The organism is Peterkaempfera podocarpi (genome assembly GCF_042466665.1).
In the GTDB taxonomy this organism is placed as follows: Bacteria; Actinomycetota; Actinomycetes; order Streptomycetales; family Streptomycetaceae; genus Peterkaempfera; species Peterkaempfera podocarpi.
Genome location: NZ_CP162102.1, coordinates 1948269 through 1974483, shown reverse-complemented (window position 1 = coordinate 1974483; position 26215 = coordinate 1948269). Strand labels below are relative to the sequence as shown.

Below are 26215 nucleotides of genomic sequence, written 5' to 3'. Positions count from 1 at the left end.
CCCCCGCGCGGGGGGCGTCGGTCAGCGAGGGCCGGCGAGAGCGAGCGCCGCGGTGCGGTCCAGGGCGGCGCCGCCGGAGTAGGCGGTGGCGAAGCCCTCCGCCCCCAGCAGCCGCTCGGCACCGGCCGAGATCCGGGCGACGTCCGGGTCACCGGCGACGACCGTGCCCCGCAGCACGGTCGCCGCTCCCAGCAGTACCGCGGCCCGCTCGCCGTCCCGCTCCAGCAGTGCGACCCCGGCCATGCCCTCCAGGGCCACCGCCGCCAGGGTGAGATTGCGGTGCTCCAGCGCTGCGGCCAGCGCGGCCGCATGCCGGGCGCGGGCCTGTGCGGCGTCCCCCTCGGCCTCCGCGACCCGGCCCAGGGAGACCTGCAGCTGGGCCCGGGTGAAGGAGGTGTCGAAGCCGGGCCGGGAACAGGCGGCCAGCGCCGGCTCCAGCAGCCGCCGTGCCCCCTGCGGATCGCCGCCCAGCCGGGCCACCTCGCCCAGCCCGCGCCGCGCGTCCGCCTGGCGGGAGGCGGAGCCGACCCGCCGCGCCGCCTCCGCGGCCCGCTCGAACTCCGCACGGGCCGTCTCGTGGTCGCCGCTGCGCAGCAGGGCCTCGGCCCGGCGGCAGAGCATGTCGGCGTGGTCCTCGGGGGCACGCAGCTGCCGGGCCAGTTCCACCGCCTCGTCCATCAGGGCCAGCGAGGCGGCCCACTCGCCCCGCCAGCCGGTGAGCATCGCGAGCTGGTCCAGGACATTGATGACTCCCCAGCGGTCGCCGACCGAGCGGAAGTCCGCCAGTGCCTGCCGGAAGAGCGGCTCGGCAGCCTCGGTGTCCCCGTTGAAGAGCAGCGGGAATCCGGTACCGATCCCGGCCAGCGCACGGCTCCAGGGGTCGGCGAGGTCGAAGAAGTGCTCCACGGACCGGCCCTTGGCGTCGGCGGGTCCGGTGGAGAGCGCCCAGATGACCACGGTGCTGGGCCGCCGGGGCGGACCGTCCAGCCGCTCCAGCAGCAGCGTCGCCACCTGGTCCAGTGCCGGGCGAGGGGCCTCGTCGAGTCCGGCGGCGGCCAGCACACAGAGCGCGTACTCCTCCTCGAGACCGGGAGGTGCCTCCGGGCCCGCGGACTCCAGCAGAGCAGCGGCGGGCCCGGCGGCCTCGCGGCGCAGCCCGCGCAGCCACCAGTACCAGGACAGCGCGGCCAGCAACCGCAGCGCCGTCCCGGGTTCCGCCCGGACCGACCAGCCCAGCGCCGCCTGCAGATTGCCGTGCTCGGCGTCCAGCCGGTCCAGCCACTCCAGCTGTTCGCCGCACCGCAGCCGGGGCTCCGCGGCGACCGCCAGCTCCAGGAAGCAGCGGGCATGGGCGCGGCGCAGCGCCTCCTCCTCGCCCGCGTCGGCCAGCCGCTCCGCGCAGAAGGCCCGGATGGTGTCCAGCATCCTGAACCGGCCCCCGGCCTGCTCCAGCAGGGACTTGTCCACCAGGTCGGCGAGCAGTTCCTCCACCTCGCCGGCGGGCAGTCCGCACACCGCGGCGGCCGTCCCCAGCGTCAGGCCGCCCGCGAACACCGTCAGCCGGCGGGCCAGCGTCTGCTCGGCCGCCGAGAGCAGTTCCCAGCTCCACTCCACCACGGCCCGCAGCGTCTGATGGCGGGGGGCGGCGGTCCGGTCGCCCCGGGACAGCAGCCGGAAGCGGTCGTCCAGCCGGGCGGCGACCTCCGCCACGGTGAGCGCCCGCAGCCGGGCCGCCGCCAGCTCGATGGCCAGCGGCAGCCCGTCCAGGGCGGTGCAGATGCGCAGGACCTCGGCCGAGTTGCCCTCGTCCAGCCGGAAGCCCGGCCTGACCGCGGCCGCGCGGTCGGCGAAGAGCCGCACGGCCGGACTCTCCAGGACCGCGTCGGCGGGGGCGTTCGCGGCAGGCAGCCCCAGCCGCGGCACCGGGCAGAGGGTCTCCCCGGTGATGCCCAGCGCCTCCCGGCTGGTGGCGAGCACCCGCAGCCCGGGGCAGGCCGCCAGCAGCCGGTGGGCGAGCCGGGCGACAGCACCGACCAGGTGCTCGCAGTTGTCCAGCACCAGCAGGGTTCGGCGGCCGCTCAGCGCGGCGACGATCCGGGTGGTCGGGTCCACCGTCCGGCCGCCTGCCTCGGGGGCGGAGGGCAGTACGGTCTCCCGGATGTCCAGGGCCGCCGCGACGGCCTGCGGAACGTCCGACCCTCCGGACAGCGGGGCCAGTTCGACAAAGCAGACGTCGCCCTGCTCCCGGCCGCAGGCCTCCAGGGCCAGCCGGGTCTTGCCCGCACCGCCGGGGCCGGTCAGGGTGACCAGCCGGGCGGCGCCCAGCAGGGCGGCGATCCGGGTGAGCTCCTCCTCGCGGCCGACAAAGCTGGTGAGGGGTGCGGGCAGTCCCTGGCGGGTGCCGGAGCGGGGCTCGGGGGTGAGCGAGGGCTCGGCGCGCAGCACCGCCAGATGGACCGCGGTCAGCTCGGCCGACGGGTCCGCGCCCAGCTCGTCGGCCAGGATCCGCCGGGCCTCCTCGTAGACCGTCAGCGCCTCGGCCTGCCGGCCGCAGCCGTACAGCGCCCGCATCAGCTGGCCCCGCAGCCGTTCCCGCAGCGGGTGGGCGGTGACCAGCTGCTGGAGCTCGGGGATCAGGGAGTGGTGCTCGCCCAGCCTGAGCTCGGCCTCGATCCGGTCGGCGAGCGCGGCCACCCGCAGCTCCTCCAGGCCTGCGGCCGGGGCGCCGGCGAAGGGGGAGTCCCGCAGGTCCGCCAGCGCCGGGCCCCGCCACAGCTCCAGCGCCGAGCGCAGCAGCGCGGCGGCCCCGGCGTGGTGTCCCGCGGTGAGGGCCTCCTGGCCTTCGCGGACCAGCCGCTCGAAGCGGTGGGTGTCGACATCCTCGGGGTCGACCGCCAGCCGGTAACCGGCCGGATGCGACTCGACCAGGGTGTCGGCGCCGTCCGCGGCACGCAGTCCGCGTCGCAGCCGGGAGACCTGCGACTGCAGCGCATTGGCGGCGCCGCCGGGGGGATCCTCCCCGTACAGGCCGTCGATCAGTGCCTCCGAGGTGACCAGCCGGCCCGGGGCCAGCAGCAGCTGGGCGAGCAGCGCACGCACCCGGGGCCCGCCCACCGCCACCGCGGTGCCGTCCGAACGGCGCACCTCCGTGGGGCCCAGGATCCCGAAGAACATGTGGGCGATTCTCTCCCACGACGATCAGCCGGTGGGGCAGTTTTCGGCCCGCCAGTGGGGGAATCCGGGCCTTATGGTGCAGTTCGGATACACAATGCTGACCGAGCAGGCCGGCCCCCGCGACCTGGTGGACCATGTGGTCCGGGCCGAGCAGGTCGGCTTCGACTTCTCCGTGATCTCCGACCACTACTTCCCGTGGCTGGACGTCCAGGGACACGCACCCTACGCCTGGGGAGTGCTCGGGGCCGCTGCGTGGGCCACCAGCCGGATCCCGCTGATGAGCTATGTGACCTGCCCGACCATGCGCTACCACCCGGCGGTGGTGGCGCAGAAGGCCGCCACCGTGCAACTGCTCTCCCGGGGCCGCTTCCGGCTGGGGCTCGGCTCGGGGGAGAACCTCAACGAGCATGTGGTCGGCGGCGGCTGGCCGCCCGTGGACGTACGCCACGAGATGCTGGAGGAGGCCCTGGAGGTCATCCGGGCTCTCTTCGCCGGCGGCTATGTGAACCACCACGGGACGCACTTCGACGTGGAGTCCGCCAGGCTGTGGGACCTGCCGGACCCGCCGCCCCCGATCGGCGTCGCGGTCTCCGGCGACCAGTCCTGCGCCCTCGCGGGACGGCTGGCCGACCTGGTCATCGCCACCGCACCGGACGCCGCGCTGCTGGACTCCTTCGCCCGGCACGGCGGGACGGGCAAACCCCGGGTGGGGCAGCTGCCGATCAGCTACGACCCCGACCCGGACACCGCTGTGGCGCGCGCCCACGAACAGTTCCGCTGGTTCGCCGGAGGCTGGAAGGTCAACTCGGAGCTGCCCGGTACAGCGGGATTCGACGCCGCCTCGCAGTACGTCCGCCCCGAGGACGTGGCCGCGGCCCTCCCCTGCGGCTCCGACCCGCAGCTCTTCGTGGACGCCGTACGGCCCTTCGTCGAGGCCGGATTCACCGAGGTCGCCCTGGTGCAGGTGGGCGGCGACGCCCAGTACCCCTTCCTGGACTGGGCCGAGAAGTCGCTGCTCCCCGCGCTGCGGGAGCTGTGAGCACACCGCACCGTTTGAGGAGAGAGCAGATGGACGAAGCCGTCACCGTCGGCATCGACGCCGGGCAGCTCGACGAGAGCCTGCTGATGCACGAACTGGAGCAGATCCACCGCACCCGCCATGACGCCCTGCTGCACGGCTCCCCGGAGGCGCTCGACCGGCACACCACCCGGATGGCGGAGCTGGAGGAGGAGTATCTGCGCCGCCACCCGCAGCGCCAGGTCACCGCCGGCCGTACGCGTCTGGGAGCGCGCGCCCGCACCCATGCCGAGGGAATGGACCTGGAGGCGCTCCGCGGCCTGTCCTGAGCCGATCCCCGCGCCGCCCGGCCCCGGGCACCGCCCCCGAAGCCGGGGGCTCCGGGGCCGGGCGGTGCCACGGGTCACGGCGGGCATGGGCGCGGCGGGGGGATGGGGCGGCGGGGGGATGGGGCGGCGGGGGTCTGACAGCGGGCACGGGGGCGGCGGGGCACGGGGGCGACGGGGGTTCATACGGGCACGGGCGCGGGTGCGACGGCGATCGGCCGGTGAGGGCGGTGCCGCGCCGAGCGTCCCGGGGCGTCTCCTCCCCGGCGGCCGGGGCCGGCGGCGGCCCGGTGGCGTGGATGCCGTGGTGCGGTCCGTCGTCCGCGGCGCCGCCCTCGATGGGCAGCGGGTCCGTCGCGGTCCGGGCATGCGCCGTACGGGTGCCCCGCCGGATCCCGCCGCATGAACCCCTGAGCCCCGGGTACCGCCCCGGGCTACCGCCGCCGGAACGAGCGGCCGGTACCCGACTCCACCCTTTGGAGGAACCCATGTCCCAGCTCAGCCCGATCGACCTGCAGAAGGCCCTGGCCGGCGTCGACTACCCCGCCGACCGTGATCAGCTGGCCCAGCAGGCCCGTGCCAACCGCGCGGACAGCGGCCTGATCGATCGCATCTCCCGGCTCGACCAGACGATGTTCCAGAGCCCCGCCGAGGTCAGCAAGGCCCTGTTCAAGCACGCCTGACCGCCTGCCCCCGCCCCGCCGCCCGGCGGGGCGGGGGTGGCCAGTCCCGCAGGAGCCGGGTCCCCCGGCTCCGCCCCCTGCACCAGACGCTCGGCGGAGGCGGCCGCGTCCGCGGTGCCGGCGCTCCGCCGGCGGTCCGGACCGGGCGGAGGCACCCCGTCCGTGGCATCACCGGCAGCGGCATCACCAGCGGCGGCATCACCGGCGGCGGCCACCGGCCGGGCCCGAGCCCCTGCGGCGGGGAGGCCCTGGAAGCGGCGCGGCAGCCGTCGTCCGCCGTCGAGCGCCAGGGCCGTCGATCTGCCGGGCCGAGCGCCTCCTCACCCCTTCGGCCCTGTGGCAGCGCAGCTGCGGCTGCGGTGGCGGGCAGCCCGCCCCGGCTCCACGCCATCCCCCTGAGCTGCGAAGCAGGCCGCCGCACCGGTCGGCGCGTACCTGCGGACCGGTGCGGGAGCGGGTGCTTCGGAACGGACGGTGTTTGCCGGAATGCGGCTCGGGCAGGCGCGAGCCAGTGCCGCGGACACAAGGCACATGAGGGGCTGGACCGGTCGCTCGACCGGCCGCCGGCCCGCCCCTTCCGGGTTGCGGATCCTGTGGGAGCCCGCCCCGGGGGCCGTCTTCCTTCCGTCTCCGTCTGTCATGGATGCGCACCGCTGTGCGCGGTGCACAGAGAGCAGGCTGCCATGCCCCGTCCCGGGCCCGGTTCCGCACATCCCACCCGAGCCTCCGACGGCCGGTCGCCCAGGTCCCCGGAGGACCGCGCCCCGGAGGACCTGCAGGCCCGCCTGGCCCTCCTGGCCGGTCTGCCGCCGGGGCCGGAGCGCGACCGGCTGCGTGAAGAGGTCATCTCGTCGCTGATGCCGATGGCCCGCCGGATGGCCCGCCGCTTCCGCAACCGGGGGGAGAGCGACGACGACCTGCTGCAGGTCGCCTCGGTGGGCCTGGTCAAGGCCGTGGACCGGTACGACCCGGAGCAGGGCCACGCCTTCGAGTCCTTCGCCGTGCCGACCATCATCGGCGAGCTCAAGCGGCACTTCCGTGACCACGCCTGGGACCTGCATGTGCCACGCCGGGTGCAGGAGGCCCGCAACCTGGTCCGGCGGGCCCAGCAGGAACTGCTGCAGCCGCTGGGCGGCCGCAGCCCCACGGTTGCCGAGGTGGCCGACTACACCGGGCTGCCCGAGGAGGATGTGATCCTCGGGCTGGAGGCCTACCAGGCCTACTCGGCGGTCTCCCTTGACGCCCCCGTGCCCGGCCTGGAGGCGGGTTCTCTGGCCGACACGATGGGCACCGAGGACCGCTTCCTGGACCTGGTGGTGGACCGCATCTCGCTGCGGCCGCTGCTGGAGGGGCTTCCCGAGCGGGAAAGGCGCATCCTCTTCCTGCGCTTCTTCCGCAGCATGACCCAGCACCAGATAGCGGACGCCGTCGGCGTCTCCCAGATGCATGTCTCCCGGCTGATCGCACGGTCCTGCGCGACGCTGCGCAGCGGCATGCTCGCCGGGGTGTGAGCCCGCCGGGGCGGCGGATCCCGGGCGTCCGCTCAGCCGGCCGGGGTGCTGTCGTCGTCGGGCGTGGCGGAGGCGGACGGGTCAGGGGTGCTGCTGCCCGTGGGGACAGCGGTCTCCGACGCCGTGGCGGTGGGAGCGGTGGACGGCGACGTGGGGACCTCGGACGGCGAGGCGGGGGCCGTGGACGGCGCCGGGGTGGCGGACGGCGATCCGGGGCCGGACGGGCTCTTGGTGGGAGTGCTGTCCGCGGGGGTGGTCTGTCCCGGCGCGGGAGCCGTCCGGGTCGGGGCCGCGCTCCCCCGGGTGGGGGCGTTCGCGGTGGGTGCGGCCGGGGCTGCGGCCGTCCGGGGCTGCGAGGGCACGCCGGTGCCCGCGGGGGCGGCGGACATGGCGACCGACGGCCGGGACGTGGCGGAGAAGAGGGACGGCGCCGCGGCCGAGCCGGTGGTGGCGAGCGGCGAGGGGGCCGCGTGGTGGGCCGAGGGCGTGGAGAAGGCGGCGCCGAGACCCTGCGTCGGTGTGGCCCGTGCATCGAGCATCCGGGTCTCCGCAGCCGTCGGGAGCGGTGCCGCCGGAGCGGCCACGCCCTCCGTGGGCACGGCTGCGTTCCCCACCGCGAGTGCCCCGGCCACCAGTGCGCCGGCGGCCAGGACGCACACTGCGGCGATGCCGGGGTTGATCCGTATACCGCGACGGCCGGGGGCGCGGGTGAGCAGCCGTGCGCCGGACGAAGGGCGTGCGTGCCGTGGGCCGGAGCGGTCCATGCCGTGGGTCATGGCTCTCCTCCTGGGTGGGCGGTGTCGACGTGCGAAAGATTGCCCGATTCATGCCTGAAGAGCCAAAGAAGCCCGCTTCGACGTGAAGAGGGTCACAGGGGTGGGGTGGTGTACGGGGTGGGGTAGTAGGGGTGTGGGGTGGGGGCTAAACATCCGATTTCGGGCATTTGGGTGTTTAGTGGGTGTGGGGGTTGGGGTGCTGGTGGGGAGGGGTGTGGGGGTTCGGGTGGGGGTGGTGGTGTGGGTGCTGGTGGGTGCTGGTGGGGGGTGGTGGGGGTGGGGGTTGGGGGTGGTGGGGGTGGGGGTTGGGGGTGGTGTGGGGTACGGGGGTGGGTAGTAGGTGGGGTGTTTGCGGGGCTTTGGGTGGGTGGTTCATGGTGGGACGAGTCCGACGGCGTTGGTGGGTTCCGCAGTGCGGGGTCCGGGACGTCTCCTGCGGCACCAACCGATAACGGGTGCCCCGGGCGGCCGGTTCTCGCCGTGGTGCGGGTGGGTCGTCCAGTCAACCGATTGAGGTCACTTCTTGAAGCGCATTGCCATGCCCCGTCTGCGTTCTGTCACTGCTGTGCTGGCTGCGGCTGCCGGTACGGCGTCGTTGGCCGCGGTGGCTGCTCCGGCCGCGTCGGCGGCGACGCACACGTCGGCTCGGATGAGCGCGCACCAGCTGCACCTGCACCACCTGAACCACCTGGGCCGCACCGGCACCGCCCACACCGCCCACACCGCTCATGCCGCGCATGCCGCGCATGTGGGTCGTGCCACCCACGTCGGGCGGGCCACTCACGCGCACGCCGGTCATGCGCACGCCGGTCATGCGCACGCCGGTCATGCCGCGCACGCGGGTCATGTCGGTCACGCTGCGCACGCTGGTCATGGTCATGGTCGTGGGGGTCGGGCGGCGTTGGCTGCGGTGGCGTCGCCGGTGACGGCTGGTGGGGTGCGGGGGATGGCGCAGTCGATGGTTCCGGCGGGGCAGTGGGCCGCGTTCGATGCGATCGTCAGCCATGAGAGCGGTTGGAACCCGCACGCGGTGAATGCGTCGTCGGGTGCGTATGGGCTGGGTCAGGCGCTGCCGGGGGCCAAGATGGCCTCGGTGGGCGGGGACTGGAAGAGCAACCCGGCCACCCAGGTGCAGTGGACGCTGAACTACATGAACGACCGCTACGGCAGCCCGAACGCCGCCTGGGCGTTCTGGCAGACCCACCACTGGTACTGAGCCGCACCCCAGCACCACAGCAGACGGCAAGGCCCCCGGGACACCCCGGGGGCCTTCCCGCGTCCGAACCGGCACCAGAGGCCCGGCCGCCGCGCACCACCGTCGACATGGATCCGGCCGAACTGGGCAGGGTCGCCGCGCTGTGACTGCTGGACGCCCTCGACGGCCGGCCCGCCGCCGGAATGCACCGGATCCCCTGCCGACCGGTGGTACGCGACTCCACCTGACGGACCCTCATATATCCTGCCGGAGGCACCCGTGGCCTCCGTGCGGCGGGTGGCGGCGACAGGCCGACCCGGCCTCATGGGGCAGGGTCGGGGGAGAGTCCGGCCGGCCGGGCCTTCCCCGGCATCGGTCCGGTGCGCCGGGAGGGGCGGTGGCGGCACCCTCGGCGAGCCCGGACCATCGGCGCGCGCCGGTGTGCGAGGCCCGCCTCCCGGGGGACGTACCGCGGCCCGGCTCGGGCGCCATTGTGGGGACACTCGCGGCCGCCCCGTGAAGGAGCGGGGCCGGACCTCCGGCGAGGGAGGCGCATGGGGCGTACGATCGGCAAAAGGCGAAGGTCCGGACCGGGGCGAACCCCGAACCGGACCTGATGTCGTCTCCCCAGGGGAGAGAGTGTGAGTGTCCGAGGGGGGACTTGAACCCCCACGCCCGATAAAGGGCACTAGCACCTCAAGCTAGCGCGTCTGCCATTCCGCCACCCGGACAGGGTGTGTACCGAGGGCTACCGAACCGGTGTCCCGCGCGACATGAGCAACCATAGCAAAGATCGGCTGGGCCGCCCAAAAGCCCGTGCCGACCGCGCTCACCCGTCCGACCTGGGGCGATCGGGCAGGGGGGAGGCCTTGGGCGGGGGCGTGCGGAGAGGCAGGATGGTCGGGAGTGTGCGCTGTACCCAGAGGCCCCGGGCGGCCGGGGCGGACCCCGGTCGTTCCGGGAGAGCAGGAGAGACCGTGAGTGAGTCGAAGCCCGCGCGGGTGACCGCCGAGTCCGAGGTCACCGACATCTGCCGGGATCTCATCCGCATCGACACCAGCAACTACGGCGACCACTCGGGGCCGGGCGAGCGCGCGGCCGCCGAGTATGTGGCCGAGCAACTCGCAGAGTTCGGGGTGGAGCCGCAGATCTTCGAGTCGGCCAAGGGCCGCGCCAGCACGGTGGTCCGGATCGAGGGCGAGGACCGTTCGCGGCCGGGGCTGCTGATCCACGGTCACACCGATGTGGTGCCGGCCAACGCCGCCGACTGGACCCACCACCCCTTCTCCGGCGAGATCGCCGACGGCTGCGTCTGGGGCCGGGGCGCCGTCGACATGAAGGACATGGACGCGATGACCCTCGCGGTCGTCCGCGACCGCCTGCGCACCGGCCGCAAGCCCCCGCGCGACCTGGTGCTGGCGTTCCTGGCCGACGAGGAGGCGGGCGGTACCTACGGCGCCCGTTTCCTCGTCGACAAGCACCCCGACCTCTTCGAGGGGGTCACCGAGGGCATCGGCGAGGTCGGCGGGTTCTCCTTCACGGTCAACGAGCAGCTGCGGCTCTACCTGGTGGAGACGGCCGAGAAGGGGATGCACTGGATGCGGCTGACCGTGGAGGGCACGGCCGGGCACGGGTCCATGACCAACACGGACAACGCCATCATCGAGCTGTGCGAGGCCGTCGCCCGGCTCGGGCAGCACACCTTCCCGGTCCGGGTCACCAAGACGGTGCGGGCCTTCCTGGACGAGCTGTCGGACGCACTGGGCGTCCAGCTCGACCCGGAGAACATGGACGAGACGCTGAAGACGCTCGGCGGCATCGCCAAGATGATCGGCACCACGCTGCGCAACACCGCCCAGCCCACCATGCTCGGCGCCGGCTACAAGGTGAACGTCATCCCGGGCCAGGCCACCGCGCACATCGACGGCCGCTTCCTGCCGGGCTTCGAGGACGAGTTCCTCAGCGACCTGGACCGGGTGCTCGGCCCCCGGGTCAAGCGGGAGACCCTGCACGCGGACCGGGCGATGGAGACCACCTTCGACGGCGCCCTGGTGGAGGCCATGCAGTCGGCGCTCAGCGCGGAGGACCCGATCGCCCGCGCCGTGCCGTACTGCCTGTCGGGCGGTACGGACGCCAAGTCGTTCCAGGACCTCGGCATCCGCTGCTTCGGCTTCGCCCCGCTGCGGCTCCCCCCGGAGCTGGACTTCGCCGGGATGTTCCACGGGGTCGACGAGCGGGTCCCGGTCGAGGGCCTGGAGTTCGGAGTGCGGGTGCTGGACCGCTTCATAGACGCCTGCTGACGGGGGCGGCAGCCCCTGCGAAGCCCGTTTCCCGGTGCCTGCGAGCACCGGGGAACGGGCTTTCTTTGTTTTCGCTCACGGGTGCGAATCCTCACCGCTGGGGGTGAATAGCCGTACTGCGGCGTACCCCATTTGCCGCAGTCTCGTTCACCCATATGCAGCCCACGAACCGGGTTGCGCTGACAATCAGGAGGGAAACCCATGAAGGCCAAGAAGATTGCCGCTGTCGTCGCTGCCACCGGCGGTCTGGTGCTGGCCGGTGCAGGTGCGGCGTGCGCCACTGGGGGCGGCGCGGTCGCCGAGGGGGCGGCCGTGGGTTCGCCGGGCGTGCTGTCCGGCAATGTGATCCAGGTTCCGGTGCACGTGCCGGTCAACCTCTGCGGCAACACCATCAACGTGATCGGGCTGCTGAACCCGGCGTTCGGCAACACCTGCGTGAACTACTGAGAATGACCCCGGTGCGCCCCCGGAAGTCCATTTCCGGGGGCGTACTCACCCAGCCGGGTGAAAACGGTGCGAACGGCCCAACCCGATTGCCTTTCCCTCGTTGACCAGTGCGCGGGTGAAGATTTCGTACACAACATCAACTACACGGATTGAAGAGGTCAGGGGAACCCATGCGACAAGCAGCCAAGAGGACTCTCCTCACGGCCATGGCCACCGGAAGCGTGCTGGCATCGACCGCCGGTTACGCCTACGCGTCCGCCGATGCACACGGCGCTGCCACCGGCTCGCCGGGTGTCGGATCCGGGAACGTGGTCCAGGTCCCGGTGGATGTCCCGGTGAATCTCTGCGGCAACACCATCAACGTGGTCGGGCTGCTCAACCCCGCCATCGGCAACACCTGCGTCAACGCCTCCGGTGGCCACGGCCACGACCGTGACGGCCGCGGTGCCACCCGGAGCGGCGGCGGTGCGGATGCAGAGGGGGCCGCCCAGGGTTCACCCGGCGTCCTCAGCGGCAATGTGGTGCAGGTGCCGATCCATGTGCCGGTCAACGTCTGCGGCAACTCCATCACCGCCGTCGGCCTCGGCAACGGCGCCCTCGGCAACACCTGTGTGAACGCCGAGGCGCCCTCGCACGCGGTGGTCGTGCCGCCCGTGGTGCACCACCCGACGCTGCCGCCTGTGCACCACCGCCCCAGCCGGCCGCCGGTGCACCACGCGCCGCGGCCTTCGCACGGGCCGGCCCACAGCGCGCCCGGCGGCGGTTCCACCGTGGCCCAGCACGCCCATGAGGCACTGGCGTCCACCGGTGCCGGTGATGCGGCACTGGCCGGCACCATCGCGGCGGGCATGATCCTGGGTGGCGCGGTGCTCTACCGGCGCGGCCGGGTGCGCAGCTACTGAGGGATCTCTCCCCACGCCTGAGGGCGAGTGGTGAAGACAGCAGAGCGGGAGCCCCCTCGGGGGCTCCCGCTCTCGATTGTCGGACGGCTCACCAGGGGCGGACCTGGCGGATGATCCGCCGCTTGAGCACCACACTGCGACTGCCGTCAGGGAAGAGCCGAAGCCGGTCGAGCTCCCAGTGCCCGTACTCCGCGTGCTCGGTGAGCAGTCGGCGGGCGGCGTTGCGGGTCGTACCCCGGGGGAGCCGCAACGACTGGTACTCGTACTCCGGCTGCCGGACCGTCTTCGATGGGATCAAAGCTATCCTCCCGCTGGACACTCTTCGGTAAGCCTACTAACGCTCACCGACAGTCGTCGGATTCCAGGGTCTCACGGCGGGCCCGACGCCGACAGCCGCCCGCGCTTCGCGCGAAGTTGTGCAGAAAAACACGGCTCCAGGTGATAACGGCAGTGCAGGCCGGTACCCGGTACGGATAGCGTCTGATCCATGTCTGATGCAGCGCAGCCCACTGTCGCCGAGGTACGCGCCGCCGCCGAGGCGGTCAAGGCAGCAATCGACCGCCACCTGGCCGCGGTCGAGGGCCGCTCGGGGGAGAACGACCCGGCGGTCTTCGCCGCCTATGAAGCGCTGGCTGCAGCGGCCGACGCCTACGACGAGATCCTGTACGACGCCTATGACGAGGTGACGCCCTTCGAGGTCCCCGGCGACGAGAGCGCCGCCGCCTATCTGGGCCCCGACGAGCCCGAGGCGATCAGTGTGCTGATCCGCCGTGACTATCTGATCTCCGACCCGGAGCGGCTGCGCAGCCAGGCCACCCGGCTCGACAGCACCCTCGCGGCCCCCGTGGCCCCGGGTGCCTCCCGGCCGGCCGGCGGTACCCTCAACGCCGCGATCGGGGTGGTCTTCGGCGAGTACGAGCCGGATGAGATCGCCTCCCGGTGCGAGGAGTTCGGCCTTGAGGAGGGCGACTCGACGCTCTGGGTGGCCGCGGCCGAGCCCGGCGAGCCGGGGGAGTGGCTGCCCGAGCCGTTCGACGAGGCGGATCCGCAACTGCTGATCTGCCGGTTCGACGTCAGCGAGGTCTATGACGACGAGCTGGAGGTGCTCGACCCCGAGCGCTGAGCCGGGCACCGCGACACCTTCTCATCGGCCGGGGTGGCCGCTCCCTGGAACAGGGAGCGGCCACCCCGGCGGTGTCTCACGGCTGAGGGGACTGCTCTGCCAGGATGCCGCGCAGCCGGGTGGTCCGCGGCCGCGCCGGTACGGCGGCGACCGACTGGGCCAGTGCCTGCCCGGCGGCGTGCACCACCGAGAGATGCCGCTCGGCCCGGCCGAAGGCGGTGTAGACCAGCTGGCGGGTGAGCGCCCCGGCGGCGTCGTCCGGCAGCACTGCCACCACACCCGGCCAGTGCCGCCCCACCGCCTGGTGCACGGTGAGCGCCCAGCCGTGCCTGACCTGCTGCGCCTGCTCGCGGGGCACAGTCAGCGGCTGCCCGTCCAGATCGAGCCGGAGCCCGGATGCGTCCGCGGAGACCACGGTGCCGGGCAGACAGCTGCCGGGCGTGGGGGAGTGGACCACCCGGTCACCGGGGTCGAAGCCGCCGAAGCGGCCGGGCCCGGGATTGAGCTGCGCCTTGAGGGCGGCGTTCAGTGCCCGGGTGCCTGCGCTGCCACCGTGGCCGGGGGTCAGCACCACCACCTGGTCGGCGGGGATGCCCAGCGCCCTCGGGATGGAGTCCAACATCAGCTGCACCGCCCGGTGTGCGGCCTCTCCGCCGTCCTTGGCGGGGACGATCACCACCTCCCGCTCGGGCGCCTCCACCTGCTGGAGCTCACCGACGGAGATACCGGAGACCAGCTCGCCGATCGGCCCGAAGTCCGGAGTGCGGGACGCCACCGCGGGGCAGGCCCGGGCGGCCAGCAGATCGGCGAAGACCCGGCCAGGGCCGGCCGACCACAGCTGCGCGGGGTCGCCGCTGAGGACCAGCCGGGTGCCGTCGGCGAGCGACTCCACCAGGGTCGCGGCGGTCTCCACGTCCAGCAGCGGGGCGTCGCAGACCACCAGCAGATCCAGTGCCAGCGAGCCGTCGCCCTCCCGCCCGGGGCCCTCGGCTCCGGAGAGCAGGCCGGCCAGGGTCACCGCGGCACCCGGACGGGACGCTCGGGCGCTCTCCCCGCTCTCCTCGGCCGCCGCGGGGGCGTCCGTCGGCTGCCCGGCCGCGGCCAGGGTGTCCAGCGCCCGGGCGCCCTCGGCCGTCCAGGCCGCAGCCCAGGCCCGCAGCCCCATCGACCGGGCGGCGGCGACCAGTGCGGCGGGTTCGGCACGGGCCGCCTCACCGCCGGTGTGCAGCAGCAGGCCGGCGTCCCGGGCCGCCCGGACCAGGGCGGTCGCGGACGGGGAGGGCGCCGCGGTTGCGGCGGCCTCCCAGGCGGCGGGGCCGGGGTGGTGTCCGGCGGGCGTCGGCTCGTCACCCTCGCCGTCCGGCTGCGGTGCGTCCGCGTCGTCGGTCCGCTGTGCGTCCGTCTGCGGTGCGTCCGTCTGCGGTGCGTCCGCCCCGTCCGCCTCCGGCGTGTCCTCGCCCGGCTCCAGGGTGGACATCAGCCGCACCAGCCCGTCGGCCAGGCTCTCCTCGGCCAGGGCGAGGCGGTCCAGGGCGAGCAGCAGTCTGACGGGTGGCTCCTCGTCCTCGTCGGCCGCGGCGGCACCCGGGGCCGTCACCTCCTCCTGGAACGCCATCACCCGGCCGTCGGTGACGATCCCGCCGAGCGCCTCGGCGGGATCCGGCACGCCGTGCTGCTCCAGCCCGGCTCGTACCTCGGACACCTCCAGCGCGGTGTGCCCTTGCAGTGCGGCCCGCTCCAGCAGCCAGAGTGCCAGCGCCTGGGCCCGCCGGGAGTCGCCCGGCCCTGCGGCCTGGCCCAGCAGGCCCCGGGCGAAGCCGTCGGCCTGCTCCGGACGGACACTCGGCAGCGCCAGCACCGCCCAGGGGTCCTCCCGCAGTGCCGCAGCGGCGCCGTCGCCCAGGGACGCCACCGCCGCGGTCGCCAGTTCCGCCGGGGCGCCGCCCTCGGACAGCACCTCGGCGGTGGCCCGCAGCGCATCCGCCCGCTGGGCGTCGCCCTGGGGTGCGGGGTCGTCCGCCGCTGCCGCGCTGCCGCCCGCAGTGCCGGAGTCGCCGCCGGAGTCACCGCCAGGGGCGGCGGCGCCGCGGCCCATGGCCCGGATCGCCTCGGCCAGCCGCGCGGTGTCCGGCCGCTCGGCGACCGCGGCCGGCGCCCCGGCGGTGTCCGCCGGCCCGTCGCCCCGGGGCCCGGTGGGCCCGGGGTGTCCCTGCGGAGCGGAGGTGTCCTCGTCGCTCACAGCTCACGCTCCCGTCGTGGTCCTCGATTAGCGGAGGAGTTGCCTGCCGCGCGGCCTACAACTCGCTCCAGTCCTGGTCGGGATAGCGGTGGACCGGCGCCGAGATGTCGTCGAGCGCACCGCGGATCTCCTCCGGAAGACTAAGGGCCTCCACCGACAGCGCCGATTTGAGCTGGGCCGCGGTGCGGGCGCCGACCAGCGCCGAGGCCACTCCTGGCCGGTCGCGCACCCAGGCCAGCGCCACCTTCAGCGGGCTGCTGGCCAGCCCGTCGGCCGCGGTGGCGACCGCGTCCACGATCCGCCGCCCGCGCTCGTCGAGATAGGGCTGGACGAATCCGGAGAGGTACGGGGAGGCGCCCCGGGAGTCCTGGGGGACACCGTGCCGGTACTTGCCGGTGAGCACTCCGCGCCCCAGCGGTGAGGAGGCGAGTATCCCCACCCCGAGGTCGCGGGCGGCGGGCAGCACCTCACGCTCTATGTTGCGCTGCAGCAGCGAGTACTCCATCTGCGCGGCGGCCAGCGGGGTGCGGCCGGGCACCGCCCGCTGCCAGGTGGCGGCCTTGGCCAGCTGCCATCCGCAGAAGTTGGACACCCCCACATAGCGGGCGCGGCCGGAGGAGACGGCCAGGTCCAGCGCGTGCAGGGTCTCCTCGGTCGGAGTCGCCGGGTCGTACGCGTGGACCTGCCACAGGTCCACATGGTCGGTGCCCAGCCGCTGCAGCGAGGCGTCCAGTGCGGCCAGCAGATGACCGCGGGAGGCGTCGAACCGCCGGTCGGCGTCGGGCACGCTGCCCGCCTTGGTGGCGATCACCAGTTCCGAGCGGGGCACCAGGTCCTCGATGAGCCGGGAGAGCAGGTACTCCGCGCCGCCGTCGGCGTACACATCCGCGGTGTCGACCAGGTTGCCGCCGGCGTCCAGAAACTCCTTGAGCTGCTCGGCGGCCTCGTGCTCATCGGTGTCACGGCCCCACGTCATGGTGCCGAGGCCGAGCCGGGAGACCCGCAGCCCGGTACGACCGAGGTGTCGCTGTTCCATGTTCGCGAAGCGTAGTGGCCGACCCGCCGCGGGTAGTGGAGACCCGCAGGTGAGGGTGTGGTCGGGCCGGGCCACGCCCGGGTGCGGTGAGTGACGCAGTGCACAGCTACCCGCCGGTAGCATCGCCTGCGGGGCCCGGCTACGCTCGCAGGCGGCGGGGCCGCCCGGCCCGCCGGTGCGTACGCATCCCGGCACGCGCACCCGCCACACCACGGAGGCTGCACCTCATGCGACTCGGCATCAACCTCGGTTACTGGGGCCTCGGCAACGACGCCGACAACATCGCCGTCGCCCAGGAGGCGGACCGCCTCGGCTATGCGGTGTGCTGGGCCGCCGAGGCCTACGGCTCCGACGCCGCCACCGTGCTGGCGTATGTCGCCGCGAAGACCGAGCGGATCGACGTGGGTTCGGCGATCTTCCAGATCCCGGCTCGTACGCCCACCATGACCGCGATGACCGCGGCCACCCTGGACACCCTCTCCGGCGGCCGCTTCCGGCTCGGCCTCGGGGTGTCCGGTCCGCAGGTCTCCGAGGGCTGGTACGGCGTCAAGTTCGACAAGCCGCTGGCCCGCACCCGTGAGTATGTGGAGATCATCCGCAAGGCGATGCTGCGGGAGCGGGTCGTCCACGAGGGCGCCAACTGGACGCTGCCGCTGCCGGGCGGTCCGGGCAAGGCGCTGAAGCTCACCGTGCACCCGGTCCGCGAGCACATCCCGCTCTACATCGCGGCGATCGGGCCCAAGAACCTGGAGCAGACCGGCGAGATCGCGGACGGCTGGCTCGGCATCTTCTTCTCGCCCGAGCAGGCCGAGGTCTCCCTGGAGCCGCTGCGGGCCGGCCGCGCCAAGGCGGGCAAGACCCTGGAGGGCTTCGACCTGGCCCCCTCGCTGCCGATCGCGGTCTCCGACGACGTCAAGGCGGCCGCCGACGCCTTCCGCCCGTACACCGCCCTGTATGTGGGCGGCATGGGGAGCAAGGAGCAGAACTTCTACAACAAGCTGGCCCGGCGGATGGGCTACGAGCAGGCCGCCGACGAGATCCAGGAGCGGTACCTCGCCAAGGACTACGCCGGTGCCGCAGCCGCCGTCCCGCACGAGCTGATCGACTCCACGGCCCTGATCGGCCCCAGGGAGCGGATCGCCGACCGGATGCAGGCCTTCGCGGACGCCGGTGTCACCACGCTCAACCTCACCCCGGGCGGTTTCACGCTCGAGGAGCGGATCGCCACCCTGCGGACCGCGGTGGTGGCCATGGAGCTGGCCGGCCTCGCCTGACCGGACCCCCGCCCGGCGTGCCGGGGAACCGTGCGCCCGCCCCCGCCGTGAAGGCGCCGGGCGGGCCGCGCGGTTCCCCGTGCCCGCAGCTCAGCGGCGGCCCTCCGGGACCAGTTGGCCCAGCAGCCGGCCGAAGTCGATCAGCCGGGCGATCTGGCCGGGCCCGCCGTCGTCGAGCGACTTGGAGAAACGGAAGGCCTCGGGCCGGAAGCGTGCGGTCGCCGAGCCGGCGTCGTCGCCGGGCACGGCGCTGAGCTCCTGCACCGTGCCGGTGGCGACCACCAGGTAGACCCCGCGGTTCATCCGGTCGCCGCGCTCGTTGCGGCCGACCATGGTGCGCATGCCCACATGGCCGATCGCCCCGAGCGGGAGGACCTGGACGGAGGAGTCGAGCACCGTGCCGCCCGGTGCCTCATGGTCCGTCACCTCCTCGCTGTGCCAGAGGATCAGCCGTCTGCCGTCGCAGACCGCGGCCTCCTGCCACACCGAGGCCCCGCTCTCGGTGAGGTCCACCACCCGTTCCAGGGTGAAGCCGCGCACCCGGCGCCGCCCGAGCACCCCCGCGACCGCGTCCAGTGCCACATCGGCGTGGATGAAGTAGGAGCGGGCCGCGTCCTGGAACCGCTCGTACGGTGACCAGTCGCCTCCCGCGGGCCCGGGTGGCGGCGGGCCCGCAGGACCCGGCCCCACCGCCCGCCCGGCACCGCCGCTTCGGAACATGCGCACCCGCCTCGTCGCCCGGTCCCGCCGGGATCACCGTCTGGTCGGCAGCTACCTACCCAACCACCCAGCGATCTTCACATTCGGCACGCGGTCCCGTCGCGGTCGGGATTCAGAGCCAGCCGCTGCGTTTGAAGACCCGGTAGAGAACCACGCACACAGCGGTCATCAGCAGCAGTGCGGCCGGGTATCCCCAGATCTGCCGCAGCTCCGGCATATGGGTGAAGTTCATGCCGTAGATCCCGGCGATCATGGTGGGGACGGCGGCCAGCGCCGCCCAGGCCGAGATCTTCCGCATGTCGTTGTTCTGCTGCACGCTCACCTGCGCCAGATTGGCGTTGAGGATGTCGGAGAGCAGCCGGTCCAGCGAGTCCACCTGCTCGTTGGCGCGGATCACATGGTCGCTGACGTCCCGGAAGAACGGCCGGCTCTCGGCCGCGACGAACGGGACCCCGCCGCCGGACAGTCGCTCCATCGGCTCCTGGAGCGGTGCGGTGGCCCGGCGGAACTCCATGACCTGCCGCTTGAAGCCGTAGATCCGCTCCGCGAAGGATCCGGTGCCCTGGGCCGAGCGGGTGGACTGCGGCGAGAAGACCGCGGCCTCCAGCTCCTCCAGGTCCGCCTGGAGCTCGGCGGCGATGTCGATGTAGGCGTCCACCACCTCGTCGCAGAGCGCGTACAGCACCGAGCTGGGACCGTGCCGCAGCACGTCGGGCTGCTGCTCCAGCCGTTTGCGCACCTTGGCCAGCGGGATGCCCTCCCCGTGGCGCACCGTCACCACAAAGGCGTCGCCGAGGAAGAGCATCAGCTCACCGGTGTGCACGGTGTCCTGGTCGTCGTTGTAGGTGACCGTCTTCAGCACCACGAAGAGCGAGTCGTCATAGGCCTCCAGCTTGGGCCGCTGATGGGCGCTGACGGCGTCCTCGACGGCCAGCGGATGCAGCCCGAACTCCTCGGTGACCAGGGCGAATTCCCGCTCGGTCGGCTCGTGCAGGCCGATCCAGACAAAGGCGTTCTCCGCCTTCCTGGCCTCGTCGAGCGCGTCCGAGAAGTCCTCGGGGCCGGCGGTCCGGATGCCGTTGCGGTAGATGGCGCAGTCCACGATCACGTGAGGATTCTCGCCGCCGAGGGCTACGCCAAACGACACCGGGGCGGCCCGGTGCGTCCGGGGCCCGTCTAGGCTGGCCGTATGCCGACCCTGCTGCTCGTCCGCCACGGCCGCTCGACTGCCAACTCCTCCGGTGTCCTGGCCGGCTGGAGCCCGGGTGTCGATCTCGACGACGAGGGCCGTGAGCAGGCCGCCGCGCTGGCGGCACGGCTGGCCGTAGTGCCGCTCGTCCGGGTGGTCAGCAGCCCGCTGGACCGCTGCCGGCAGACCGTCCAGCCGCTGCTGGCCACCCGGCCAGAGCTGGGCGGCCTCGATCTGGACGAGCGCATTGGGGAGTGCCGCTACGGCGACTGGACCGGCCGTCCGCTGGCCGAGCTGGCCAAGGAGCCGCTGTGGCGCACCGTGCAGGACCATCCCTCCGCGGCGGTCTTCCCCGGCCCGGAGGGCGAGGCGCTGGCCGAGATGAGCCGCCGGGCGGTGGAGGCCGTACGCGAGTGGGACGCACGGGTGGCCGAGGAGCACGGCCCCGACGCGGTCTGGCTGGCGTGCGCGCACGGCGACATCATCAAGGCCGTGGTGGCCGATGCGCTCGGCCTGCATCTGGACCTCTTCCAGCGGATCTCCGCCGACCCCGCCTCGGTCACCGCCATCCGCTACACCCCGCTGCGGCCCTTCCTGCTGCGGCTGGGCGACACCGGGGACCTCTCCTCGCTCGCCCCGCGGCCCACGCCGTCCGACGACGACGCCCGGCAGCAGTCGGACGCGGTGGTCGGCGGCGCCACCGGCGCCTGACCCGCGGCCGGCGATCAAGGACGGCCCTCCGCTGCGCCCGCCCCTGCGCACCTGGGTAGGGTGAGAGGCGGACCACGACGTCAGCAGAGGCGAAGTATCGGAGCAGCGCGTGCCCCGTCAGGTGTTCTTCTACGACCAACCAGAGCGGTTCGTGGCCGGTACGGTCGGCGAGCCGGGCGACCGCGCCTTCTTCCTGCAGGCCACCGGCGGCGGCCGGACCACCAGCGTGTTGCTGGAGAAGACGCAGGTGGCGGCGCTGGCCGAGCGGGTCGACGAGTTGCTGGACGAGGTGCTGCGGCGCAGCGGCGGTTCCGCTCCGGTGCCCGCGGTGGCGCCCTCCGACCTGATCGATGTGGCACCGCTGGACCTCCCGCTGGTGGAGGAGTTCCGGGTCGGCACCATGGCCCTGGCCTGGGACGGCAGCGAGGAGTGCGTGGTCGTCGAGGCGCAGGCGCTGGTGGAGTCGGACCCCGAGGACGACGAGGCGGACGCGGACGCGGACGACGAGCTGATCGACGACGAGGAGAACGGCCCGCCGCTGCTGCGGGTACGGATCTCCGGGGCCATGGCCCGGGTCTTCGCCAAGCGCGCGCTGGACCTGGTGGCCGCGGGCCGTCCGCCGTGCCCGTTCTGCAGCCTGCCGCTCGACCCGGAGGGGCACATCTGCCCCCGCGCGAACGGATACCGGCGCTGAACGCCTCCGACCCGACTCCCGAACCGACCGACCCGCAGCAGTCCGAGGCCGCGCCGCAGCGGTCCGAGGCCGCGCCGCAGCGGTCCGAGGCCGCGCCGCCGGAGGCCGACCCCGGCGCCTCGGCGGCCCTGGCCGCCGACCCGCAGACCGCCCTGGCCCTGCTGCGGGCCGGGGATCTCACGGTGCACGGCCGGCTCGGCGACGCCTCCAACACGGTGCTGTACTGCACCGCGGCGCTGGACGGCCTGGAGGCCGTGTGCGTGTACAAGCCGGTGGACGGTGAGCGTCCGCTGTGGGACTTCCCCGACGGCACCCTGGCGGGCCGTGAGGTGGCCGCCTACGAGGTCGCCGCAGCGGCCGGCTGGGGGCTGATCCCGCCGACGGTGCTGCGCGACGGTCCCGTCGGTGAGGGCATGGTGCAGCTGTGGGTGGAGCCCGACCCCCAGGTGCAGCTGCTGGCCCTGCAGGACGCGGAGGACGCCGAGCCCGGCTGGCTGCCCATCGGCCGCGCGGACGTCGGTGGCGGCCGGACCGCGCTGCTGGTGCACGCCGACGACCCCCGGCTGCGGCGGCTGGCCGTGCTGGACGCCGTCCTCAACAACGCGGACCGCAAGGGCGGCCATCTGCTGCCCGCCGTCGACGGCCGGCTCTACGGCATCGACCACGGGGTGACCTTCGCCGTCCCCGGCAAGCTGCGCACCCTGCTCTGGGGCTGGGCGGGGGAGCCGCTGCCGGAGGAGGCGCTGGAGGTGCTGCGCAAGCTCGGCGCGGACCTGGCAGGCGCGCTCGGGGAGCGGCTGCGGCCGCTGCTGACCGCCGCAGAGATCGCCGCGACCCGGCAGCGGGTGGCGGCGCTGCTGGACGGAGGCAGGCACCCGGAGCCGGGCGGCGACTGGCCGGCCGTGCCCTGGCCGCCGATCTAGGGCTTGTCCGTGTGCGGTCCCGGGTCTGGCCGGAAGCCCGTTAGCCGTTGAAATGATTGTCCGGTTAAAGTTTTGAGCATGCATGCTTGGCCCGCCTCAGACGTCCCCGCGCTCCCCGGTCAGGGGAACCCCCTGCGCATCCACGACACCGCCGCAGGCCGCACCCGGGAGATCACCCCCGCGGGCCCCACGGCCCGCCTCTATGTGTGCGGCATCACCCCCTACGACGCCACCCATATGGGCCATGCGGCCACCTACAACGCCTTCGACCTGGTCCAGCGGGTGTGGCGGGACGCCGGGCACGATGTGCTCTACGTCCAGAACGTCACCGACGTGGACGACCCGCTGCTGGTGCGCGCCCAGGAGACCGGCGTCGACTGGACCGAACTCGCCGAGCGGGAGACCGCCCTGTTCCGCGAGGACATGTCGGCGCTGCGGATGCTGCCGCCCGCGCACTACGTCGGGGCGGTGGAGTCCATCCCGTGGATAGTCCCGCTGGTGCAGCGCCTGCTGGAGAGCGGCGCCGCCTATGAGCTCGACGGGGACATCTACTTCTCGGTGGAGTCCGACCCGCGCTTCGGTGAGGTCTCGCACCTCTCCCAGGACGAGATGCTGCCGGTCTTCGGCGAGCGCGGCGGCGACCCCGACCGCCCGGGGAAGAAGCACCGGCTGGACGCGCTGCTGTGGATGGCGGCCCGTCCGGGCGAGCCCTCCTGGGAGACCGCCCTGGGGCAGGGACGTCCCGGGTGGCACATCGAGTGTGTGGCCATCGCGCTGGAGTACCTGGGGATGTCGTTCGACATCCAGGGCGGCGGCAGCGACCTGGCCTTCCCGCACCATGAGATGGGCGCCTCGCACGCCCAGGTCGTGACCGGCAGCCACCCCTACGCCGAGGCCTATGTGCACGCCGGCATGGTGGCGCTGGACGGCGAGAAGATGTCCAAGTCCAAGGGCAACCTGGTCTTTGTCTCCCGGCTGCGCCGCGACGGGGTGGACCCGGCGGCGATCCGGCTGGCCCTGCTCGCCCACCACTACCGCTCCGACTGGGAGTGGACCGACTCGGTGCTGGACGAGGCCGTGGCGCGCCTCGGCCGCTGGCGTGCCGCGGTCTCCCGGCCGGACGGACCGGACGCGCAGGTGCTGCTGGCGGAGGTCCGCGAGGCGATCAGCGACGATCTGGACGCACCCCGGGCGCTGGCGGCGGTCGACCGCTGGGCCGAGCGCCAGGAGGCCGAGGGCGGCGAGGACACCGGCGCCCCGGGACTGGTCTCCCGTACCGTCGATGCACTGCTGGGCGTGGCGCTGTGAGGCGCTGACGGTCCGTCAGTGGCGCTGTGACGTCGGATGCCGAGTTGGTCTAGACCTTGACAGGACCATGCTTGGTCTAGTCCACTGGTGGTGATCGATGGCCGGCGGCTGCCCGACGCCGGTCATCGATCGGTCGAACGGCGATGGCCGGGATCCGTTGAGGATCCCGGCCATCGTGCTGTCGTGGGCACCGCAGCGGCTACCGCCCGTCGCCGCCCCGGTCACCCCGGTCGGCAGGGCCGGAGGGACGCGGCCCCGAGGCGTCCCCGCCGTCGTCCCCGTCCTGCTTGTCCTGCCCGTCCTGCGGCTCGCCGCCGGGCGCACCCGGCTCCCCGGGCTCCTCCGGCGCCGGCCGGTCACCCCCGGGCCGCTCGAAGGCCGAGGGCCGCTCCGACGCCTTGGACTCCTCCCGCCGGAACTGGCCCGGCCGGCCCACGTCATGCCCCTCCCCGGGCTCCGCGGACCCCTTGTCCCGGCGCCGCAGATAGCGCTCGAACTCGCGGGCGATGGCGTCACCGGACGCCTCCGGCAGCTCCGCGGTGTCCCGGGCCTCCTCCAGCTGCTGCACGTACTCCGCGACCTCGCTGTCCTCGGCGGCCAGCTGGTCCACCCCGATCTGCCAGGCCCTGGAGTCCTCCGGCAGATCGCCCAGCGGGATCCGCAGGTCCAGCAGGTCCTCGACCTTGTTCAGCAGCGCCAGGGTGGCCTTGGGGTTCGGCGGCTGCGCCACATAGTGCGGCACCGCGGCCCAGAAGGTCACCGCCGGCACCCCGGCGTGCGCACACGCCTCCTGGAGCACGCCCACGATGCCCGTGGGGCCCTCGTAGCGGCTCTCCTCCAGGTCCAGCCTGCGGGCCAGGTCCGGGTCGGAGGTCACACCGCTGACCGGGACCGGGCGGGTGTGCGGGGTGTCCCCGAGGAGCGCCCCCAGCACCACCACCATCTCCACACCCAGCTCATGGGCGAAGCCCAGCAGCTCATTGCAGAACGACCGCCAGCGCATGCTCGGCTCGATACCCCGCACCAGCACCAGGTCCCGCGGCCTGGGCTCGGTCACCCGGACCACCGACAGCCGGGTCGTCGGCCAGGTGATGCGCCGCACCGAGCCGTCCATCCACACCGTCGGACGGTTGACCTGGAAGTCGTAGTAGTCCTCGGCGTCCAGAGCGGCGAACACCTTGCCGCCCCACGCCTGGTCCAGGTGCTCCACCGCCGCGGAAGCGGCGTCCCCGGCGTCGTTCCAGCCCTCGAACGCGGCCACCATGACCGGGTCGATGAGCTCGGGCACATCCTCGAGCTCGATCACCCAGCGCCTCCCTCCGGCCGCTCCGCGGGGACCCGCCCGGCCCCCAGGGGGCCGGCCGGCGGTCTCCCCGGACCGGCTGCCGACTGTGGACATCCGTGGAACGTCTCGCTCCACGGACCGTACTTGCCCAGCCTACGGGCAAAGATGCAGCCGCCTCCCTCACCTTGCCCGCTGCGGCCGGACCCACCCCTCGCGGTAGTCGGCCCAGTCCTTCGGCGTCGCGGCATAGTCGACATAGAGGGCCACCCCGAAGCGCTCCCGGCCCGGCTGGGTACGCCCCAGCCCCAGCCGCACCCCGCGCACCGCCGCCGCGACCGTCTCGGCGCTGCCCCAGTGGGTGTGGTCGTTCTCGTAGTAGGCCGGCAGCCCCATCAGCAGATCGACGCCGTCCGGCACCACCTCCAGCGCCAGCGACGTCTGCTGCGCCACATAGCCGCCGTAGAGCGAGGGCAGCGGGGTGCCGGTGTCGTAGGACATCACCGCGACCTGGTCGACCCGCCGGGCGACCTGCCCGAAGTACGCCTGGGACCACCACTTGGGATGCCCCGCCAGGGCCCGGCCCACCGAGTGCAGCGACGGCAGCGGATCCAGCTGCGGCGCGGACACCGACAGCAGCGCCCCGTGCGCGGAGAGCGCCGCCCTGGTGCGGTCCAGCACGTCCAGGAACCCCGCGTCGCCGGACTGTACGGGCTCCAGGTCGAAGTGCACCCCGGCGAAGCCCGCCGCCAGCACCTGCTGCGCGGAGGCGGCGATCGCCGCCCGCACCGCGGGCCGGTCCAGATGCAGCCCCTCCGGGTGCTCGGGAGCCACCACATTGCCCAGCCAGGCCTGTACCCGTACCGCGGGCGCCGCCGAGTGCAGCGCGGCCACCAGCCAGGCCGCCCGCGGATAGAGGTCGCTGTGCAGGGTGCCGTCGCTCTCCAGCGGCCCCGTGTGCACATAGAGGTCGCGGATGCCGGTGGTGCGCAGCGAGGCGGCCAGGGCCGCCACGTCGGAGGGCCCCTTGCGGCCGTCCACCCAGGCGTGGCCGAGCCACAGGGCGTCCCGGCCGCGGGTCCTGGCGTCGTCCCGCGGCTGCCCGGCGTCCGCCAGCCGCAACGCCACCGCCGCCGCGGCGACCGGGGTCAGCAGCAGGCACAGCACCGTCAGCACGGCCACCGCTGCCCGCCGCAGCCGGGGCAGCCGCCACCACCACCGCCAGGCCCGCCGGGGGGCTCCCAGCGCGCCCCTGACACCCGTTCGCACCATCCCCATCCGTCCGCTCCCCTCCCGCTCCACCCCTTCGGGCGGCCCGAGGCGGGTGGCCCGAAGCCGCCCACGATACGGAACGCCTCGGTCGGCCCGCCGTGCGCCGGATACC

Annotated in this window: 24 protein-coding genes and 1 tRNA gene; 14 read left to right on the top strand and 11 right to left on the bottom strand. The window is 73.7% G+C overall.

What is annotated here, in order from left to right:
- Nucleotides 1-21: 21 nt before the first annotated feature.
- Nucleotides 22-3174 carry a BTAD domain-containing putative transcriptional regulator gene (locus AB0761_RS08715; protein ID WP_377268391.1) on the bottom strand — a complete coding sequence of 1051 codons (3153 nt, stop codon included), beginning with the start codon at nt 3172-3174 and terminating at the stop codon, nt 22-24.
- A 73-nt stretch (nt 3175-3247) separates the two neighbouring features.
- On the opposite strand from AB0761_RS08715, the gene AB0761_RS08710 reads away from it, so the two are divergent.
- From AB0761_RS08710 to AB0761_RS08695, 4 genes are all read left to right on the top strand, one after another.
- Nucleotides 3248-4213, top strand: a complete 966-nt coding sequence (locus tag AB0761_RS08710) for an LLM class F420-dependent oxidoreductase (RefSeq protein WP_377268390.1) — start codon at nt 3248-3250, stop codon at nt 4211-4213.
- Nucleotides 4214-4242: 29 nt separating this feature from the next.
- A complete protein-coding gene (locus tag AB0761_RS08705; protein ID WP_377268389.1) occupies nt 4243-4521 on the top strand; it encodes a DUF6158 family protein in 279 nt (92 codons plus the stop codon).
- Between the two features lie 485 nt (nt 4522-5006).
- A complete protein-coding gene (locus tag AB0761_RS08700) occupies nt 5007-5201 on the top strand; it encodes a DUF2795 domain-containing protein (protein ID WP_377268388.1) in 195 nt (64 codons plus the stop codon).
- A 683-nt stretch (nt 5202-5884) separates the two neighbouring features.
- The gene (locus AB0761_RS08695; RefSeq protein ID WP_377268387.1) at nt 5885-6712 is read left to right on the top strand and encodes a SigB/SigF/SigG family RNA polymerase sigma factor; all 828 of its coding nucleotides are present in this window, start codon (nt 5885-5887) and stop codon (nt 6710-6712) included.
- Between the two features lie 32 nt (nt 6713-6744).
- On the opposite strand, the gene AB0761_RS08690 is transcribed toward AB0761_RS08695, so the two are convergent.
- Nucleotides 6745-7488 (bottom strand): hypothetical protein, encoded by a 744-nt coding sequence (locus AB0761_RS08690; protein WP_377268386.1) that lies wholly within the window; start codon nt 7486-7488, stop codon nt 6745-6747.
- A 502-nt stretch (nt 7489-7990) separates the two neighbouring features.
- A complete protein-coding gene (locus AB0761_RS08685; protein ID WP_377268385.1) occupies nt 7991-8368 on the bottom strand; it encodes a hypothetical protein in 378 nt (125 codons plus the stop codon).
- A gap of 66 nt (nt 8369-8434) precedes the next feature.
- Here AB0761_RS08685 and AB0761_RS08680 point away from each other — a divergent pair, with 66 nt between their 5' ends.
- Nucleotides 8435-8704 (top strand): transglycosylase SLT domain-containing protein, encoded by a 270-nt coding sequence (locus AB0761_RS08680; protein ID WP_377268384.1) that lies wholly within the window; start codon nt 8435-8437, stop codon nt 8702-8704.
- A 625-nt stretch (nt 8705-9329) separates the two neighbouring features.
- Here AB0761_RS08680 and AB0761_RS08675 read toward each other — a convergent pair.
- A tRNA-Leu gene (locus tag AB0761_RS08675) sits at nt 9330-9414 on the bottom strand.
- A gap of 246 nt (nt 9415-9660) precedes the next feature.
- Here AB0761_RS08675 and AB0761_RS08670 point away from each other — a divergent pair.
- The 3 genes from AB0761_RS08670 (at nt 9661) to AB0761_RS08660 (ending at nt 12332) form a co-directional block, all read left to right on the top strand.
- Nucleotides 9661-10983, top strand: coding sequence for a M20/M25/M40 family metallo-hydrolase (locus AB0761_RS08670; RefSeq protein WP_377268383.1), 1323 nt, complete (start codon nt 9661-9663; stop codon nt 10981-10983).
- 201 nt (nt 10984-11184) lie between these two features.
- Entirely contained in the window at nt 11185-11430 is a 246-nt protein-coding gene (locus AB0761_RS08665; protein WP_377268382.1) for a chaplin, read from the top strand.
- A 206-nt stretch (nt 11431-11636) separates the two neighbouring features.
- Nucleotides 11637-12332, top strand: a complete 696-nt coding sequence (locus AB0761_RS08660) for a chaplin (protein WP_377268381.1) — start codon at nt 11637-11639, stop codon at nt 12330-12332.
- An 88-nt stretch (nt 12333-12420) separates the two neighbouring features.
- Here AB0761_RS08660 and AB0761_RS08655 read toward each other — a convergent pair whose 3' ends face one another.
- Nucleotides 12421-12627 (bottom strand): DUF5703 family protein, encoded by a 207-nt coding sequence (locus AB0761_RS08655; RefSeq protein WP_055586662.1) that lies wholly within the window; start codon nt 12625-12627, stop codon nt 12421-12423.
- 192 nt (nt 12628-12819) lie between these two features.
- Between AB0761_RS08655 and AB0761_RS08650 the strand changes: the two genes are divergently transcribed.
- The gene (locus AB0761_RS08650; protein ID WP_377268380.1) at nt 12820-13455 is read left to right on the top strand and encodes a hypothetical protein; all 636 of its coding nucleotides are present in this window, start codon (nt 12820-12822) and stop codon (nt 13453-13455) included.
- Nucleotides 13456-13531: 76 nt separating this feature from the next.
- Here the strand turns inward: AB0761_RS08650 and AB0761_RS08645 are convergent, their stop codons facing one another.
- A complete protein-coding gene (locus AB0761_RS08645) occupies nt 13532-15694 on the bottom strand; it encodes an ATP-binding domain-containing protein (RefSeq protein ID WP_377268379.1) in 2163 nt (720 codons plus the stop codon).
- Between the two features lie 55 nt (nt 15695-15749).
- The gene (locus AB0761_RS08640; RefSeq protein ID WP_377268378.1) at nt 15750-16730 is read right to left on the bottom strand and encodes an aldo/keto reductase; all 981 of its coding nucleotides are present in this window, start codon (nt 16728-16730) and stop codon (nt 15750-15752) included.
- A 227-nt stretch (nt 16731-16957) separates the two neighbouring features.
- Here AB0761_RS08640 and AB0761_RS08635 point away from each other — a divergent pair, with 227 nt between their 5' ends.
- Nucleotides 16958-18004 carry an LLM class F420-dependent oxidoreductase gene (locus AB0761_RS08635; protein WP_377268377.1) on the top strand — a complete coding sequence of 349 codons (1047 nt, stop codon included), beginning with the start codon at nt 16958-16960 and terminating at the stop codon, nt 18002-18004.
- Nucleotides 18005-18094: 90 nt separating this feature from the next.
- Here AB0761_RS08635 and AB0761_RS08630 read toward each other — a convergent pair whose 3' ends face one another.
- Together AB0761_RS08630 and corA are read right to left on the bottom strand one after the other, a co-directional pair.
- Nucleotides 18095-18724 (bottom strand): hypothetical protein, encoded by a 630-nt coding sequence (locus tag AB0761_RS08630; RefSeq protein ID WP_377268376.1) that lies wholly within the window; start codon nt 18722-18724, stop codon nt 18095-18097.
- 112 nt (nt 18725-18836) lie between these two features.
- The gene (gene corA / locus AB0761_RS08625) at nt 18837-19832 is read right to left on the bottom strand and encodes a magnesium/cobalt transporter CorA (RefSeq protein WP_377268375.1); all 996 of its coding nucleotides are present in this window, start codon (nt 19830-19832) and stop codon (nt 18837-18839) included.
- Between the two features lie 81 nt (nt 19833-19913).
- Here corA and AB0761_RS08620 point away from each other — a divergent pair, with 81 nt between their 5' ends.
- The 4 genes from AB0761_RS08620 to mshC all read left to right on the top strand — a co-directional run bounded on the left by AB0761_RS08620 (nt 19914) and on the right by mshC (nt 23549).
- A complete protein-coding gene (locus AB0761_RS08620) occupies nt 19914-20624 on the top strand; it encodes a histidine phosphatase family protein (RefSeq protein WP_377268374.1) in 711 nt (236 codons plus the stop codon).
- A 109-nt stretch (nt 20625-20733) separates the two neighbouring features.
- Nucleotides 20734-21318 carry a DUF3090 family protein gene (locus AB0761_RS08615; RefSeq protein ID WP_377268373.1) on the top strand — a complete coding sequence of 195 codons (585 nt, stop codon included), beginning with the start codon at nt 20734-20736 and terminating at the stop codon, nt 21316-21318.
- A 128-nt stretch (nt 21319-21446) separates the two neighbouring features.
- A complete protein-coding gene (locus tag AB0761_RS08610) occupies nt 21447-22241 on the top strand; it encodes an SCO1664 family protein (RefSeq protein WP_377273975.1) in 795 nt (264 codons plus the stop codon).
- A gap of 78 nt (nt 22242-22319) precedes the next feature.
- A complete protein-coding gene (gene mshC, locus AB0761_RS08605) occupies nt 22320-23549 on the top strand; it encodes a cysteine--1-D-myo-inosityl 2-amino-2-deoxy-alpha-D-glucopyranoside ligase (RefSeq protein WP_377268372.1) in 1230 nt (409 codons plus the stop codon).
- Between the two features lie 199 nt (nt 23550-23748).
- On the opposite strand, the gene AB0761_RS08600 is transcribed toward mshC, so the two are convergent.
- Complete coding sequence (locus AB0761_RS08600; protein WP_377268371.1) at nt 23749-24855, bottom strand: PAC2 family protein; 1107 nt, start codon at nt 24853-24855, stop codon at nt 23749-23751.
- A gap of 159 nt (nt 24856-25014) precedes the next feature.
- Complete coding sequence (locus AB0761_RS08595; protein WP_377268370.1) at nt 25015-26109, bottom strand: hypothetical protein; 1095 nt, start codon at nt 26107-26109, stop codon at nt 25015-25017.
- Nucleotides 26110-26215 lie beyond the last annotated feature (106 nt).